Source organism: Acidobacteriota bacterium, from assembly GCA_035471785.1.
In the GTDB taxonomy this organism is placed as follows: domain Bacteria; phylum Acidobacteriota; class UBA6911; order RPQK01; family DATIPO01; genus JANQFM01.
The window spans coordinates 14,728-29,827 of sequence record DATIPQ010000153.1 but is presented as its reverse complement, the minus strand read 5'-3'; the positions used below and the strand labels follow the sequence as shown (position 1 = coordinate 29,827).

Here is a 15,100-nt window from a genome sequence, read left to right as displayed (position 1 = left end):
AGCCAAAAATGGCGGAAGGTGCAGCCGCAAAAGAGCGTCTCTTCACCTGCAGAGCATGACTCGCCCGTCCTTATGCTCTTCGAGTCGTTCGACGTTGCGGCACGGCTCTTGCACCTTAATTTCATCGCCATGAAAAAGATCCAAATCAGTCCCAGATGGTTGCTCCTGGTGATTCTGCTGGCCGTGTTGATTGCGGTGGCGCTGGCTCCCGCCCTCAACGCCGCCGTCGGCGACGATGACCAGGGCTCGACCGCCCACTTGCCGGAGGCCCCTCATGTCCTGCAGGACCGCTTGGCCTCCGACTCCTTCTCGATTCTCTCCTGGAAGAAAGCCGGAGGGGGCATTATGGGAGCCAAGAAGCTGACGCTGGGCTATCATCGAGACGGCGCCCTGATCGACGTCAAGTGGAAGAGGGCTCCTCGAGGCGGCGATGGCTGGAACAATTCCCCGCGCCGCGAAATCGGGGCCTGGGCCGTCCAACAGCTATTCCTCGAGTCGGGCGACTACGTGGTGCCGCCTACCGCCGCCATGTGCATTCCCCTCGAGGCCTACCGCCGCTTCGATGATGACGCGGACCCCAACCTGCCCCGCGCGGAATGCGTTTTCGGCGTGCTGTCGGCCTGGTTGCAGGACGTGCGTCCGCCCCGGCGCCTGTGGGACCGCCAACGTTTTCAAAGGCACCCCGAATACGCCCGCCAGGTGGCCAACCTGAACGTGCTGGCCTACTTGATCAATCATCAGGATGGGCGCAAGAGCAACTTCCTGGTCTCAACCAGAGTCGGCGACGAGCGCGTTTTCTCGGTCGACAACGGACTGGCCTTTTCCTGGAGCTTTCACAACTTCTTCATCCGGCACTGGAACCGGTTGCGGGTGCCGGCGTTGCCCGCCGCCACGGTGGAGCGGCTGCGCGCCATCAGCCGAGAGGATCTCGAGGAACTGGCCGTGTTGGCGCAATGGGAACGAGGCTCTGACGGCATTTATCGTCCCGTCCCTGCCGGTCCCAACCTGGATCCTGAGAAAGGCCACCGCCTGCACGGAAACACACTGCAAATCGGCCTCACCCGAGACGAAATCGATGGCTTGGCCAACCGCTTGGCCAAGCTCCTGAAGAAGCTCGAAGAGGGTAAGCTGGGGCTTTTGGACTCATGAATTCGCACTTCGGATTTCGCACTGCGCACTTTCCGCGAGCAAGTTCGAGGTTCGAATGGCGAAGTTCGAACGAGGGTCCCTAACCCGCGTCAGGGCGGCCGCTACGTTGTTGGCCGGAAACCCAGGTGGAATGGATGCAGGCGTTGTCGCAACCCAGCAGGACGGCGGCCAGCAGATTGGAGGGCTGGACGTCGTGCAGGGCGGGGTGGGCGAGGTCGACGGCGCAGAAGTCGGCCCAGCGTCCGGCCACGATCTCTCCGGCGGCCAGGTTGAGCGAACGGGCTCCGGACAGGGTGGCGCACTCCAGCAGGTAGGCGGCGTTGTGGCCCTTGTCGGTGCACAGCACGCCCCGCTTCTCCCGGCGCAGGCGCTGGACGTATTCCAGCCAGCGCACCTCTTCCAGCATGGAGATGCGGGCGTTGGAGTCGCTGCCCAGGGCGATGCGTCCGCCCAGGGCGCGGATGGAAGGCAAATCGGCGATGCCGTCGCCCAGGTTGGCTTCCGTCAGCGGACAGATGAGCACTCCGCCGCCAGCTTCCAGGTAGCGCTTCATGTCCTGGGCCGCGCTGTGAGTGCAGTGGACGCTGGTCATCCCCGCGTCCGGCTGCAGGTGGTCGCAGATGAGTGAAAGCGGCCGGGCCCCGTAATAGTCGAGACACTCCTCGATTTCGCGCTGCTGCTCTTCCACGTGGATGTGGAAGGGCAGGGCGCGCTTGCGGGCTTCCCGGCGCAGCAGCGCGGCCTCCTCCAGCCCCACGGCGCGCAGGCTGTGGGCCGCCACGCCCAGGGATTGCTGGGCGTCCAGTTGCAGGTCGAGCCGGTCCATCTGCTCCCAGAAGTCCTCCATCGAGGGCGTGGCGAAACGGTGTTGGGCCCCCTGCAGCGGACGTCCGGGAGCGCTCCAGCGGTAAAAGGCGTTGAGCAGCACCATGCGGATGCCGGCTTCGCGCGCCGCTTCCAGGACGATCTCGTCCAGCCCGTAGCCCTCTCCCGATTGGTCGTGGTGCAGGTAGTGGAACTCGCCCACGCTGGTGATTCCCGCCGCCAGCATCTCGCTGAAGGCCTGGCGGCAGAGGTCCAGCAGCGTCAAGGCGTCCATGCTCTCGACCAGGCGGTACATCTCTTCACGCCAGGTCCAAAAAGAGCCCTTGTCCTCGGGGAAGGTCTCGCCGCGGCCCCGCAGTCCCCGCTGGAAGGCATGGGAGTGGGCGTTGACGAATCCAGGCAGCAAGGCGACGTTCTTGAGGCGGACGTCCACCCGCCGCTCCAGCGCCCCAACTTCGCTGATGCGCCCGTCCGATCCCACCGCCACCTGCAGGTCGGGCAAAAAGCGTCCGTTGCTCCAGGTCCAGTCGGCCTGGAAAATGCGGTCGCGGCCCAGCCCCGGCTCTCCCTGCCAGGGAGCGGCCAGCGGCTCGATAGGCAGCGACTGCGAACCGGCGGACATATTCCGGCGCCGGCGGCCGTCTTGCTCCCTGTTCGGCCTATCGCTCATGGCATTGACCCGCAGCCTGCTCAGGCGCAGAATTCCCTGATCAGCTCGTGCAGCCTGGTCCGTGCCTGCTGCAAGTGCTCGAGGGGGACGCACTCATTGGGCTTATGGGCCACTTCGATGGTGCCCGGACCGTAGAGCACGCAGTTGATGCCCATCCCCTGAAAAACGCCCGCGTCGCTGGCATAAGAAACCGCCTCCTGGCCGTTCTGCCCGACCAACCCGCACAGCCCGCGGTGGACGCGGCTGTCGGCGGGGGAGAGCAGGGAAGCGGCTTCGTTGATGAATTCCACCTGGCAGTCGGGCAGTCCCAGCGATTCGACCTTGGCGCGGACGCGGCTGACGACCTCGTCGGGGGGCTGCCCGGGCATGTTGCGCGCCGAGATGTCGATGACGCAGCGGTCAGGAATGACGTTGACCGCCGACCCGCCCTGAATCATCCCCACGTTGAGAGCCACGAAAGGCGTCTCGGGATAGTAGCCGCTGGTGTCGTGACGCTCCTTTTCGAACTGCCGGCGCAGTTCTTTGAGAGCCAGGACCACCTGGGCGGCCGGCTCGATGGCGCTGCGTCCCAGGTGAGGATAGGCGCTGTGGGCCGAAACGCCCCGCACGGTGATGCGCACCTGCAGGTGGCCCTTGTGCATGCGCACCACCCGCAGTTCGGTGGGCTCTCCGATGACGGCGTTGCGGGGAAGGGGAAAGTCGTGGCCCCAGGTGCGGGCGAAGTGCTGGGCTCCCAGCAGTCCCAGCTCTTCATCGAAGGTGAGAAGCAGCACCAGCGGGTGCTCGAGGTCCTCTTGCGACCATTGGCGGGCCAGGTTGATGGCCAGCGCCAGGAAACCCTTCATGTCGGCGGAACCGCGTCCGTAAAGGTTGCCGTCGCGTTCGCTGAGTTGAAAGGGATCGCTGACCCATTCCGGTTCCCGAGCCGGAACCACGTCCATGTGCCCGGAGAGGATCAGTCCGCTCTCCCCAGACGCGCTTCCGTTGGCGCCGCCGATGCGGATGACCAGGTTGACCTTGTCTTCGTCGGCGTTCGGATTGCGGACGATCTCGATTCCAGGCTCATCAAGGTAGTCGCAAATGAAGTCGGCGATGGGAAGGTTCGAGCGGCGGCTGGTGGAATCGAATCCTACCAATCGGCTCAGCAGGCGAACATCGGAAAGGGCCGAACTCATAGGCCTTGAATACTATCACCGTCCGGGGCCATCGTCCGTCGCGGAAGCTAGACCGAGGTCGAGGCCTCGATCTCCTTCTTTTCTTCTTCCTCGTCCACCACCCATCCGTCGAGGAGATTGATGATGCGGTTGCCGTAGTCGGCGTTCTTCTTGGAGTGGGTGACCTGGATGATGGTGGTTCCCTCGTCGTTGAGGCGCTTGAAGAGGTCCATGATCTCTTCGCCTTGCGAGGAGTGCAGGTTTCCGGTGGGCTCGTCGGCCAGGATCAGCTTGGGGGTGGTGATCAAGGCTCGGGCCACCGCCACCAACTGCTGCTGTCCGCCCGAAAGCTGGTTGGGGAAGAGGTCTTTCTTGCCCACGATGTTGAAGCGGTCGAGCATGTCGCAGACCATGCTGTCGCGCTCTTTCTTCTTGATGTTCTTGTAGGAGAGGGGGACGTCAAGGTTTTCGTAGACGGTCAGGTCGTCGATCAGGTGGTAGCTCTGGAATACGAATCCGATGTTCTGCTTGTGCAGTTCGGAGCGCTCGCGCTTTTTCATCTTGTGGATGGGGTGGCCCAGGAAGTAGTATTCGCCTTCCCAGATGCCGTCCAGCATTCCGATAATGCTGAGCAGGGTCGACTTTCCGGCTCCCGAGGGGCCCATGATGGTCAAGAAGTCGCCTTCCATCACGTCGACGTTGACCCGGCGCAGCACAAAGGTCTTGACGTAGCCGGTTTCGTAATACTTTTCCAGGTTGCGGATTTTGATCAAAGGTTCCATGGTCTTTCTCGTCTACGGGTCTCCCTTCGCGCAGAGAGAATAGCTTACACTATTGCCCAAGCGCTTCGCGAGCCTTTTGCGCTATTGGCACGTCAGCCTTATGGTCTTCTGGAGCAGACCAGCGATAGGCTGGCCACGCTTCTCGGTTTCACACCGCTCGCAAGAAATCCGCAGGGTCTACGCGCGAAGCCCGAACTGCCGGGTATAAGGCGGCCACTAGGCTGAGGCCTGCAAGCAACGCTGCCACACCGGCGTAGAGCCATAGGGCCAGAGGTGAAACACCGAAAAGCGCTTCTGACATCAGCGTGGAGAAAAAGCCGGCGATGACTCCTCCTGCGATGATTCCTGGCAAGACCATCCTTAGGGTGTGGCGAAGCACCAGTCGCCGGATTTGCCGCCGGCTGGCGCCGAGGGCAGAGCGGATTCCGATTTCCTTCTCGCGACGCTGGGCCTGAAATGAGATCAGCGCGTAGACGCCAAGCAGTGCGACTAGCGTGCTTACCATGCCGAGGCCGCCCAGGATCCTTCCAAGCCAGGAATAGATCTGGGCCAAGAGCCCTTCCTGAGCAGGAAAAAACTCCAGGGGGAGGTCGGCGTCCATGGACCTAGACAACTGAGTCATGTGTTGGATGACCTCCCTTTTCGCGTCTTCAGACCTGAGCTGGACGTAAATGCCCGATACTTCAGAGCCGACCTGCGGCCCGGAAAGATAGAGGGCGGGTTGCGGGGCAGTCAATACCGAGAACCTGCGTGTCCGAAGCCTCTGCTGATTCTCCAACACGCCCACGACCGTGAAATCCTCTTCACCCAGTTTGAACCGCCGTCCCAGCACTGATGGCTCCCGCGGCCACAGCATTTCACCGAGTTTTCTGTTCACTACTGCGACCCGCGGTGTCCCTTCCGCATCCTGCGAGTCGATGCCCCGCCCTTCAGCCAACCGCATGCCTAGGGCATCGAAGAACTCCTTGTCAACGGCTTGGACGTCCACCGCTCCGGCCCTGATAGTACGGCCTGCAACCGCCTCCAAGAGTGCTCCCGATGAAAGTTCGAGGTCGATTCGCCATTCGCCGGCAACCCTCTTTACGGCGGGATGCGCTTCGCTACGCTGACGCAGGCTTTCATAGTACTCATTGCGGTAGTCGCGGTCCGAATCGGTAAAGAATGCCTGCCCTTCGATTACAGTGTTTCCCGGCAATTCCGCAACAAAGTTTCGCATGCGATTTGAGCTGCGCAGAATCAAAGAGGATACGACAAGGAGAATCATTGCCAGGGCCATCTGGATGCCGGCGCACGCGCCTTGCCACCGGCTTACCCGGACACCTCCCGAAACCTGGAGGCCGCTCTCCTTGAGTTCCTGCTGCAAATTGGGCGAGGACAGCCGGGCAGCCGGCACTATGCTGGCTAGAAGTAGGACGAAGAAGACCAATGCCGCCGAAAAAACCAGAACCGGCCAACTGAGTCTGAACTCCATCCAAGCGGGCAGCGTTGGCGTCGCAAGTGAGGAGACGAAATGGATTGTCCAGTAGGTTGCCGATACCGCAAGGAAGGTGCTTACCAGCATGACAGGCAGGTTTTCGAATATCAATTGAAGCCCGAAACGGGCTCTGCCCCCTCCCAGCGCAAAACGCAAGGCGATTTCCTGTCGTCGGTGAACCAAGCGAGCCAGATAGAGATTGACAAGGTTTGCGCACACCACCAAAAAGACTCCGACCGAGCAGATCAGCAAGAAGACAGCCATAGGTCCGACTCCGTTGGCCCCCCTCTCTTCGTCCAAAGGCCGCACCTGGATCTCTTGTCCTTCTTCCAGCAAGTCCAGCCGCTGCAGCGGCGCGGCAAGGGTCTGCACTTCGGACCGCGCACGCTGAATGGAAGCATCCGCTGCAAGTCTGGCAAAGATGGAGACGGGCCCGGACGCATCCTGGATGTCGGACTGCGTAAACGGAACCCACAATTCGACTAGCCGATAAAAGTCGAAGCTCTGAGGCATCACTGCGACAATGCTGCGAGGCTGGCCATCGACACGTATCGTTTGCCCGATCACGCTCTCGCTTCCTCCGAAGTGGCTCTGCCAGAAGCTATACGCAATGACAGCCACTTCCTGCGGCGGATCCTGCGCCGAATAGACGCTTCCCAACAAGGGCCCAACACCGAGCAGTTCAAAGAGGCCGGGAGGTGCTTGGGCTCCCCGGATCGTCTCAGCCGAGGTCGCGCCCGAGACGCTGAAAATGCTCGGTCTCAGGGGCTCCACTTGTTCGAAAGAAGCAACGCTCTCAAGAGCGGGCTGAACCGCCGGGTTCCAGTTGGCGGCCCTGAAAGAGACTCGGCCGGGAGTCAGGCAGACGAGTCGTTCTGGAGATTCATAGGGCAGCGGACGAAATAGAACTCCGTGGACAATGCTGAACACCGTCGTCGTGAGGCTGATGCCGAGAGCCAAGAAGGCGACCACCGTAATGGTGTTGAAGGGTTGACGAAGCGCTGCTCGCACTCCGACTCTAAAGGCCATCAAGTAGTTGGTCATGGTCTTTCCTCCAGGTAACTCGAGTCTACCTTCTTCCAGCCCTGGCGGGGCGACTGGCTGTGCAATGTCCTAAAGCGAAGGGTTGATCAGACCGCGTCGGGCGTAGCCGCTTACCACCCAAACCCGGAGCAACAGGACTCGTCGAGCGCTGGGATGGCGTCAGGCGGGAAAGGTCGAGCCACCACCAGCCTCAGCTCCTCTGCTCGGTAACGAAGACCCTACCTACCTCTTGACGGGCGTAGTTTTCCACGTTAACCTTCCAGCAGATTCCCTGGACACCTTTGTGAACGCTCCTGCGCTCGGGAAAGACGTGGCCCCGAAGCGGCACAATCCCGTCACAGGCCTTTTCAGGCTGTAGCCGAACACCTTCCAACAAAGAGAAAGGTTGAATTGGCGGAGGGGGTGGGATTCGAACCCACGGTGACGTTGCCGCCACAGCGATTTTCAAGACCGCCGCCTTCGTCCACTCGGCCACCCCTCCGCGCGTTCCGGACGCGCCGTGTCGGACCCGGAGATTATACATGAGGGGATGGCCCAAGGAGCCCCGGTCATGAGCGCATCCGAAGAGGATATCCAGACGCGTCGCCTTCGCCTGCAGGACGAATTGCGGCAGCGCATCGCGCGCCTTCTGGCCGACCCCTTCGTGCGGCGGACGCTGGGAATGGGTCCGGCGGGCATCAACCGTCCCCTGCGCAGCCGCCGCAAGCGCGCCCGCCTCAAGCCCATCACCACCTTCTGCAGAGGCTACGAAGCTGGCGACTAAGCCTTGACAAGGGCAAAGGCCCGTCGGGACAATGGCGTCCTCAAAAGGACCAAATATGCCTGAAGAGAAAAAGGGCCAGAACAACAAAGAACCGCAGAAAGTCGCCCGCGGCGGACTCACTTATGCGGCCAGCGGGGTCGACATCGACCGCGCCAACCAGGCCAAGGGACGCATCAAGGAACTGGCCCGCGCCACCTTCAACCAGGGGGTGGTTCACGACATCGGCTCCTTCGCCGGACTCTTCCGCCCCGATTTCTCGCGCTATTCCAAGCCGGTGCTGGTGTCCAGCGCCGACGGGGTGGGCACCAAGCTGAAGATCGCCTTCATGACCGGCGTCCACGACACGGTGGGAGTCGACCTGGTGGCCCACTGCGCCAACGACATCCTGGCCCAGCGGGCGCGTCCGCTCTTTTTTCTCGACTACATCGCCACCGGACATCTCGATCCCGAGGTGGTGGTGGGAGTGGTAGAAGGGCTTTCCCGCGGCTGCCGCGAGGCGGGATGCGTGCTGCTGGGAGGCGAGACCGCCGAGATGCCCGACTTCTACCAGGAGGGCGAATACGACCTGGCCGGGTTCATCGTGGGAATGGCCGACGAGGAGCGCCTCTTCCGTCCTGAGGACGTGCAGCCAGGCGACCTGCTTATCGGACTGCCCTCCTCGGGACTTCACACCAACGGCTTTTCGCTGGTGCGCCGCCTTTGCTTCAAGCGCCTGCAACTGACTCCCGACAGCTATGTGGCTGAACTGGGGCGTCCGCTGGGCGAGGAGTTGCTGGAGCCTCACCGCTGCTATCTGTCCGTCCTCGACAAGCTGCTGGAGGACGACGACCTGCACGGACTGGCCCACATCACCGGCGGAGGCATCACCGAGAACCTCGACCGGGCTCTGCCTTCGCATCTCGATGGGCAGGTCAACCGCGAGTCATGGCAGGTGCCGGCCATCTTCCGCTTCATCCAAGAGCGGGGACGGGTGGACCGGGAGGAGATGTTCCGCACCTTCAACATGGGCGTCGGCATGGTGTTGATCGTGGAGGCCGCGTCCGCCGACCGCTTCCAGGAAGCCCTGCGCCAGGCCGGCGACGAGCCGCTGGTCATCGGCGAGGTTATCGAAGGCCAGGGAAAGGTCCGCTACGGATGAAGAACGTCGCCATCCTGCTGAGCGGACGGGGATCGAACTTCATGGCCATCTCCGACGCCATCGAAGCGGGCGAGATCCCGGCCCGGATCGTGCTGGTTTTCTCCAACAAGCCCGAGGCCCCCGGACTGGCCGAGGCCCGCCGCCGCGGCTACCCCGCCTCTTCCATCTCCCCCCAAAAGGATCAGTCTCGCCAGGACTACGACCGCCTGGTAGCGGCGGAGCTGGAAAAGGCCCAAACCGACATCATCTGCCTGGCCGGCTACATGCGAATCGTCAGCCCCTATTTCGTCGGCCGCTTTCCCCATCGCATCCTCAACATCCATCCTTCCCTGCTGCCCGCTTTCCCAGGACTCAAGGCCCAGCAGCAGGCGCTGGAGTGGGGCGCCAAGGTGTCGGGCTGCACCGTCCACTTCGTGGACGAGAAACTCGACCACGGCCCCGCCATCCTGCAGCAAGCCGTCCCCGTCAAAGACGACGACACCGAGGAATCCCTCTCGGCCCGCATCCTGGTCCAAGAACACCGCCTCTACCCCGAGGCCCTCAGAATCGTCTGCCAGGACCGCCACCGCATAGAGGGCCGCCGCGTGCTCATTGCGCCTGGGACTTAGGGTTCGTCCGGTTCCCACTCGAAGAGGGAAGAGCCGTTTTCCAAGGGGTGGTCCTTGAGGATGCGGAAGACGCAGCGTCCGTGGCCGGACTGAAAGCGCTCCGTGCGCACGACCCGGTAACCCAGCAGGCGGCGCAGCACCGACACGGTGACGCTGCACAAGGCCGGCCGGCGGCGCGCCACCTCCAGGTAGGGGCAGTTCATCTCCACCAGGCGCGGATGACCGTTTTCCTCCGACTCGACATAGCAGTAGGGGTCGTCGGCCATGTAAATGTCGCGCAAAGCCTTGAGGCGATCTTTCAGCCCGAGTCCCCTCAACTGAGGTTCCCATTGCTCGACCTTGTCGCGGGCTACTCTCTCCAGCAGGCGGCGCACCGCCTCGCGTCCCAGCTCTTCGGCGGCCGCATCGATCAAGGCTACCGCCAGGTCGTCGTACTCCTTGGGGAAAAGATGGTCGCCGGCGGGCGTCAATCGGTAAACCGAGGGCGGGCGTCCGGCGGTGGAGGGCTCGCGCTTGACCTCGCGTTTGACCCAACCTTCGTGTTGAAGCTGTCCCAGGTGTTGGCGCACGCCTTCGGGGGTGATGCCCAGATGGCCGGCCAAGGAGGCGATGGATTGCGAGCCCCGGCGCTTCAGGCCGGAGAGTATGGCCCGTCGCGATTCGGGCATGGCTTGCAGTGTCGGGGAGTTCTTCATGCGTCCTTGAGGCTCAGCCGTCTCCGTTTCGCTCCCTCCCCTTCTCGCCCCCGAGGCCATGACGAAAGACCAACTCGCCGCCCAGCCATCCGCCGGCCATGGTCAAGGCCACTCCTGCAATAGCCAATCCCAGGGCCGCCAAAGAAGCCTGCTCCCCGTTTTCCAAGGCGTCCCGGCGCAGCAGAACGCTTATCAGAATACAGCAGAAGGCCGCCGACATGATTCCCATGTGCCACCAGACGGTGCGCTCGGCCGGATGCCCCTGGCGCAGGGCGGCCATTTCCCAAAAGCCGGTGATCAAGGTCGGCACGGCTGCTGTCAGGCCGGCGGCCAGGGTCCAGAAGGCCATCTCGGACCAAAGGGGCCGGGGGAGCAGCAGAGCCGCCAGATCCCACGCCAGACCCACCGTCCAGAGGGCCACCGGGAACCCCGCCAGAATGGGATGAAGGGGATGCCCGAGAAGGCGGGCCTGAATCATGAGCTTCTCCTACAGCGCCACCAGCAGTAGCATCACGACTCCCGCCGCTGCCACCAGTGCATGAATGACCACGGCGGCATTGGGCGCCCGCTGACCGCGCAGATGGAAAGAAAAGAGGAAAAAGCCGCCCAGAGCGGCCACCACCAAAATCAACAAGGCTGTGGCCAACCCCGGGGCTCCCGAAAAATAGGCCACCAGCAGCAGAATCAAGCCCGCCGCCGCCAAACCTCCGTGAAGCAGAGCCACCGGCATGGGCAGCGATTGCCCCTTGAAGTGGCGAACCGCCAGGAAGAGCCCACCCAGGGCTGCGACAATGAATAGAATCAGGGCCAAAAATGAAGATGTCATCGTAATCTCCTCCTCATAAACTGCATGATGCCAGATATTTAGAAATATTACAAGCAAAAACTTTGAAAACTAGCGCACGACGATACTTTCATGCACCTGGCGGCTGCGCCAAGCTTCGTGACATGCTTAGGAAAACCGGGATGGATAGCGGCCCTGTGAGAGACGGCGGCGGATGCGCAGGACTTCGGCCAGCATGCGGGCCGAGTCGCGAAGCAGGCGGACTTTGCTTCCGTGGTGGCGCTGCAGGTGGACGGGTTGGCGCTCGATGCGGGCTTTCCACAGCCGCAGCATGAGCAGCATCTCGATGTCGATGGTATAGCCATCGATTTGCGCGTGGGAGGCAGCCGCCCGTATCAGGTCACCGCGAAATCCCTTGAAGCCGCATTGGGTGTCGAAGATGTCCAGGGGCAGCAGTGCGCGGATCAGGTAGGAGAACGCTTTGCCCGTCCACACCCTGATCTTGGGGAAGGATGAATCATAGCTGGACTCGGGCAGATCGCGCGCCCCGATCACGGCATCGGCCGCGTCCCGCAGCAGCTCCAGGGCCCGCTCGATGAAGTCCAGCCGGTAGGGAAGATCGGCGTCCACGAAGAACACGAACTGGCCCCGCGTCTCCTTCACTCCCTGACGCAGCGCCGCCCCCTTGCCGCGATTGCGCCTCAGCCGAACCACCCGCACCCCGCGCCCGGCCCACTGCGCGGCTTTCTCCGCCGTCCCGTCCGTACTCCCGTCATCCGCCACGACAATCTCCCACTCGCCGACCTCCTCCAGTCCCGTTAAATAGGATTCCAGAACCGCCAGCGTCTGAGGCAGCCGCTCCTGCTCGTTATAAGCGGGAATGACGAAGGAGAGGTCCATGAGAGCTAGAGATTACCATCCTCCTCCTCACGAAGCCGCCGAGGAACTGCATCGGGAGTATCTGAATGAGGGTCGAAGAAGCTTGGGCACCACGCGGTTGTGTTGACGCTCGCCGTGACGAGATTCCACAAAGAGAAGACGAGAGTGCACCAGTGTGTCGGCAACGTGTTTCTTCCGCCTCTGGCGGAAGCCGAGGGGCTAAGCCAACTTCCTTCCGGGAGGCTATAATCAATAGATGCCGATGAGAAGACCCATATCGAGTCTTCTTCTTCTAGGCCGATCGGGAAGAACCGCCGCATGTCCACGTTGAGGGAGGCGATGGGGTCGCAAAGTTCTGGCTAGAACCCGTCCGGTTAGCCAGCAGCGTGCCTTGTGTGTCAACCTAATCCAGTGCCTCCAGCCGGTCTTTGATATCTTGGATGGTGGACTTTGTTTTTTCGGCGGATTGGCGGGTGGACTCTACGGTTTGGGCGGGGGCGTTGTCCAGGAAGCCTTTGTTTTTGAGGCGGCTTTCCAGTGAGGCCAGGCGCTTTTGGGCGCCTTCCAGTTGCTTTTCCAGGCGCTCGCGTTCTGCTTGCAGGTCGGCGGCGCTGAGAGTGAGGGCGGCGCGGAAGGCTTCGTCGACGGCCATCGCGCCTTGAGTCTCTTCTTCCGCCTCGCTGATGGTCAGTTTTTCGGTGCGCATGAGGCGCTCCATGATGGGGCGGCAGTTTTCAAAAATCTCGCCATGACGGCGCGGCTGCAGGCGGACGTTGACGTAAGATCCGGGATCGATGTTCTGCTCGGCGCGCATGGAGCGGACGGCGGCCACGGCGCGTGAGACGGCGGCCACGCCCTCGGCCTCCTCGCTCCAGGAAAGCCTCTCCTCCAGCCGGGGCCATTCGGCGCTGATGAGCAAACCCGGACGGTCGAGGTTGCTCCAGACCTGCTCGGTGATGAAGGGCAGGAAGGGATGGAAGAGCTTGAGGAAGTCGTCCAGCACGCTGGCCAGCACGCTGGCCGTCTCGGGCGATCGGGCCACTTCCCCGACCTTGATGGCTTCCAGGTAGAAATCGCAGAACTCGCCCCAGAAGGCGCTGCGGATCTGCTCGGCGGCGTCTCCGAAGGCAAAGGCCTCCATGCGCCGGTCGATGCGCTCGAGCAGGACGTTGCGCCGCGTCAGCATCCAGCGGTTGAGGGGATGGGTCACGTTGTTGGGCGTCAACTCGACCTGCTCCTTGCCCTCGGTGGACATCTGCACCAGCTTGGCGGCATTCCAGATCTTGTTGAGCAGCCGCTTGCAGGCCACGATGCGCTCTTCGCCCAGCTTGAGGTCGCTGCCCGCCGAGTTGCCCATCACCAGTGAAAGGCGCAGGGCGTCGGCGCCGTACTCCTCGATGACCTCCAGCGGATCGATGGAGGTTTCCGGTTTGGACTTGCTCATCTTCTCCCCGTCCTTGTCCAGCACCAGGCCGTGCAGGTAGACGGTGTGGAAGGGGATGTCCTTGACCGTGTAGGTGGTCATCAAGATCATGCGCGCCACCCAGAAGAAGAGGATGTCGTAGCCGGTCTCCATCACCGAGGTGGGATGAAAGCGGGCGAAATCGGGACTGCGGCGCACGATCTCGTCCAGGTCGAGGTCGTCGTCGAGCGCCTTCTCGCTGTCCAGCAGGGTGGAGAAAGTCCACAGCGCCGAGGAAAACCAGGTGTCGAGCGTGTCAGGATCCTGCACCCATCCCTCGCCCTCGGGGCGCCGGTGTCCCACGTACATTTCTTCGGCGGCTTCGATGTTCTCTTCGCTGACGGCATTGCCGCGATACCAGACGGGAACGCGGTGTCCCCACCAGATCTGGCGCGAGATGCACCAGTCGCGCAGGTTCTCGATCCAGTGGTTGTAGGTCTTGACCTCATGGGCGGGAAGCAGCTTGATCTTGCCCGAGTCGACCACCTCGTACATGACCTGCTTGAGGGTCATGTTGCGCCCTTCCCATTGCACGGCGGGCTTGTTGACGTCGATGAACCACTGGTTCTTGGGCAAAGGCTCGATGGGCTTCTTGGAGCGGTAGCAGAGCGAGATGGGTTGGACGTAGGACTCGACCTTCTCCAGCAGCCCGGCTTCCTTCAAGTCGGCCACGAAGGCCTCCCGGGCCGCTTCCACTTCCATTCCGGCGTAGGGACCGGCGGCTTCGCTCATGCGTCCGTCTTCGTTGATCACCTGGATCAGCGGCAGGTTGTGCTTTTGGGCGATCTCGAAGTCGGCGTGGGAGTGAGCCGGGGTGACGCCCAGCGCGCCCGTCCCGAACTCGGGATCGACGTGCTCGTCGGCCACCACCTTGACGCTGATGGCGGGACCTTTGGGCCAGGGCACCTCGTAGGTTTTGCCGATATGCTCTTGGTAGCGCTCGTCCTGAGGGTTGACGGCGATGGCGGTATCGCCCAGCTTGGTTTCAGGACGGCTGGTGCCCACCAGGAAGGGTCCGTAGCGCAGGGTGTAGAACTTGGCCTCGCGGTCGCTGTAGTAGATCTCGTCGTCGGAGACGGTGGTCTGCAGGTGGGGGTCCCAGTTGACGATACGGGGGGCGCGGTAGATGAGTCCGTCGCGGAACATGCGGGCGAAGACCGAGTTGACCACCCGGTTGAGGGCCGGCTCCATGGTGTAGCGTTCGCGGGTCCAGTCGCAACTGGCTCCCAGGGCGCGGATCTGGGAGCGGATGGTGGAGCGGGATTCTTCGGTGAAAGAGGCGATGCGGGCCACCAGCTCTTCGCGTCCCAGCTCGTGGCGCGGGTCGCGCATGCCTTCCTGCTGGAGCTGGCGGATGACCACGCTCTCGGTGGCGATGGCGGCGTGGTCGGTGCCCGGCACCCACAGGGCGGCGCTCCCCCCCATGCGCTTCCAGCGGATCATCAGGTCCTCCACCGTCATCCCGATGGCGTGTCCCAGGTGCAGCGTCCCGGTGGCGTTGGGTGGCGGCATGGAGATGGTGAAGGGACTCCCGGAGGTGTCCTTGCCGGGCTGAAAAGCGCCCGACTTCTCCCACTCCCGATAAATCTCGGATTCGACTTTATGATGCTCGAAATACTTGCTGAAGGCCATGATTCGTCCTCGCCCGCCTGCCGTCTTTCCAGTGGATCTCT

13 protein-coding genes, 1 tRNA gene and 1 pseudogene are annotated in these 15,100 nt (G+C 62.6%); 5 read left to right on the top strand and 10 right to left on the bottom strand.

Features of this window, described 5'->3' with window-relative positions; all coding sequences use genetic code 11:
* Positions 1-18 precede the first annotated feature (18 nt).
* A complete protein-coding gene (locus VLU25_21840) occupies positions 19-1,149 on the top strand; it encodes a hypothetical protein (GenBank protein ID HSR70585.1) in 1,131 nt (376 codons plus the stop codon).
* Positions 1,150-1,228: 79 nt separating this feature from the next.
* On the opposite strand, the gene VLU25_21835 is transcribed toward VLU25_21840, so the two are convergent.
* The 5 genes from VLU25_21835 to VLU25_21815 form a co-directional block, all read right to left on the bottom strand.
* The gene (locus VLU25_21835; GenBank protein HSR70584.1) at positions 1,229-2,644 is read right to left on the bottom strand and encodes a formimidoylglutamate deiminase; all 1,416 of its coding nucleotides are present in this window, start codon (positions 2,642-2,644) and stop codon (positions 1,229-1,231) included.
* A 20-nt stretch (positions 2,645-2,664) separates the two neighbouring features.
* The gene (gene argE / locus VLU25_21830; GenBank protein ID HSR70583.1) at positions 2,665-3,819 is read right to left on the bottom strand and encodes an acetylornithine deacetylase; all 1,155 of its coding nucleotides are present in this window, start codon (positions 3,817-3,819) and stop codon (positions 2,665-2,667) included.
* Positions 3,820-3,866: 47 nt separating this feature from the next.
* A complete protein-coding gene (locus tag VLU25_21825) occupies positions 3,867-4,571 on the bottom strand; it encodes an ABC transporter ATP-binding protein (GenBank protein ID HSR70582.1) in 705 nt (234 codons plus the stop codon).
* A 157-nt stretch (positions 4,572-4,728) separates the two neighbouring features.
* The gene (locus VLU25_21820; GenBank protein ID HSR70581.1) at positions 4,729-7,098 is read right to left on the bottom strand and encodes an ABC transporter permease; all 2,370 of its coding nucleotides are present in this window, start codon (positions 7,096-7,098) and stop codon (positions 4,729-4,731) included.
* A gap of 391 nt (positions 7,099-7,489) precedes the next feature.
* Positions 7,490-7,579, bottom strand: a tRNA-Ser gene (locus tag VLU25_21815).
* 69 nt (positions 7,580-7,648) lie between these two features.
* Between VLU25_21815 and VLU25_21810 the strand changes: the two genes are divergently transcribed.
* Genes VLU25_21810 through purN form a run of 3 tightly spaced genes read left to right on the top strand, consistent with a single transcriptional unit; the run spans position 7,649 to position 9,607 of the window.
* Complete coding sequence (locus VLU25_21810; GenBank protein ID HSR70580.1) at positions 7,649-7,861, top strand: hypothetical protein; 213 nt, start codon at positions 7,649-7,651, stop codon at positions 7,859-7,861.
* Between the two features lie 55 nt (positions 7,862-7,916).
* Positions 7,917-8,999 (top strand): phosphoribosylformylglycinamidine cyclo-ligase, encoded by a 1,083-nt coding sequence (gene purM / locus VLU25_21805; protein ID HSR70579.1) that lies wholly within the window; start codon positions 7,917-7,919, stop codon positions 8,997-8,999.
* Complete coding sequence (purN, locus tag VLU25_21800; GenBank protein ID HSR70578.1) at positions 8,996-9,607, top strand: phosphoribosylglycinamide formyltransferase; 612 nt, start codon at positions 8,996-8,998, stop codon at positions 9,605-9,607. Before purM ends, purN begins: the two co-directional genes overlap by 4 nt.
* Here purN and VLU25_21795 read toward each other — a convergent pair.
* The 4 genes from VLU25_21795 to VLU25_21780 form a co-directional block, all read right to left on the bottom strand.
* On the bottom strand, positions 9,604-10,302 hold the full coding sequence (locus VLU25_21795; GenBank protein HSR70577.1) for a winged helix-turn-helix transcriptional regulator: 699 nt from the start codon (positions 10,300-10,302) through the stop codon (positions 9,604-9,606). The genes purN and VLU25_21795 overlap by 4 nt on opposite strands.
* A 13-nt stretch (positions 10,303-10,315) precedes the next feature.
* Positions 10,316-10,780, bottom strand: a complete 465-nt coding sequence (locus VLU25_21790; protein ID HSR70576.1) for a DUF2231 domain-containing protein — start codon at positions 10,778-10,780, stop codon at positions 10,316-10,318.
* A 9-nt stretch (positions 10,781-10,789) separates the two neighbouring features.
* Complete coding sequence (locus tag VLU25_21785; protein ID HSR70575.1) at positions 10,790-11,128, bottom strand: hypothetical protein; 339 nt, start codon at positions 11,126-11,128, stop codon at positions 10,790-10,792.
* Between the two features lie 126 nt (positions 11,129-11,254).
* Positions 11,255-11,986, bottom strand: a complete 732-nt coding sequence (locus tag VLU25_21780; GenBank protein HSR70574.1) for a glycosyltransferase — start codon at positions 11,984-11,986, stop codon at positions 11,255-11,257.
* 293 nt (positions 11,987-12,279) lie between these two features.
* Between VLU25_21780 and VLU25_21775 the strand changes: the two are divergent.
* Positions 12,280-12,372 (top strand): annotated as a pseudogene (locus VLU25_21775) (DUF4160 domain-containing protein).
* Here VLU25_21775 and VLU25_21770 read toward each other — a convergent pair.
* Positions 12,369-15,059: a valine--tRNA ligase gene (locus tag VLU25_21770; protein ID HSR70573.1), complete on the bottom strand. Its 2,691-nt coding sequence runs from the start codon at positions 15,057-15,059 to the stop codon at positions 12,369-12,371. The pseudogene VLU25_21775 and the gene VLU25_21770 sit on opposite strands and share 4 nt — an antisense overlap.
* Between the last annotated feature and the right edge of the window lie 41 nt (positions 15,060-15,100).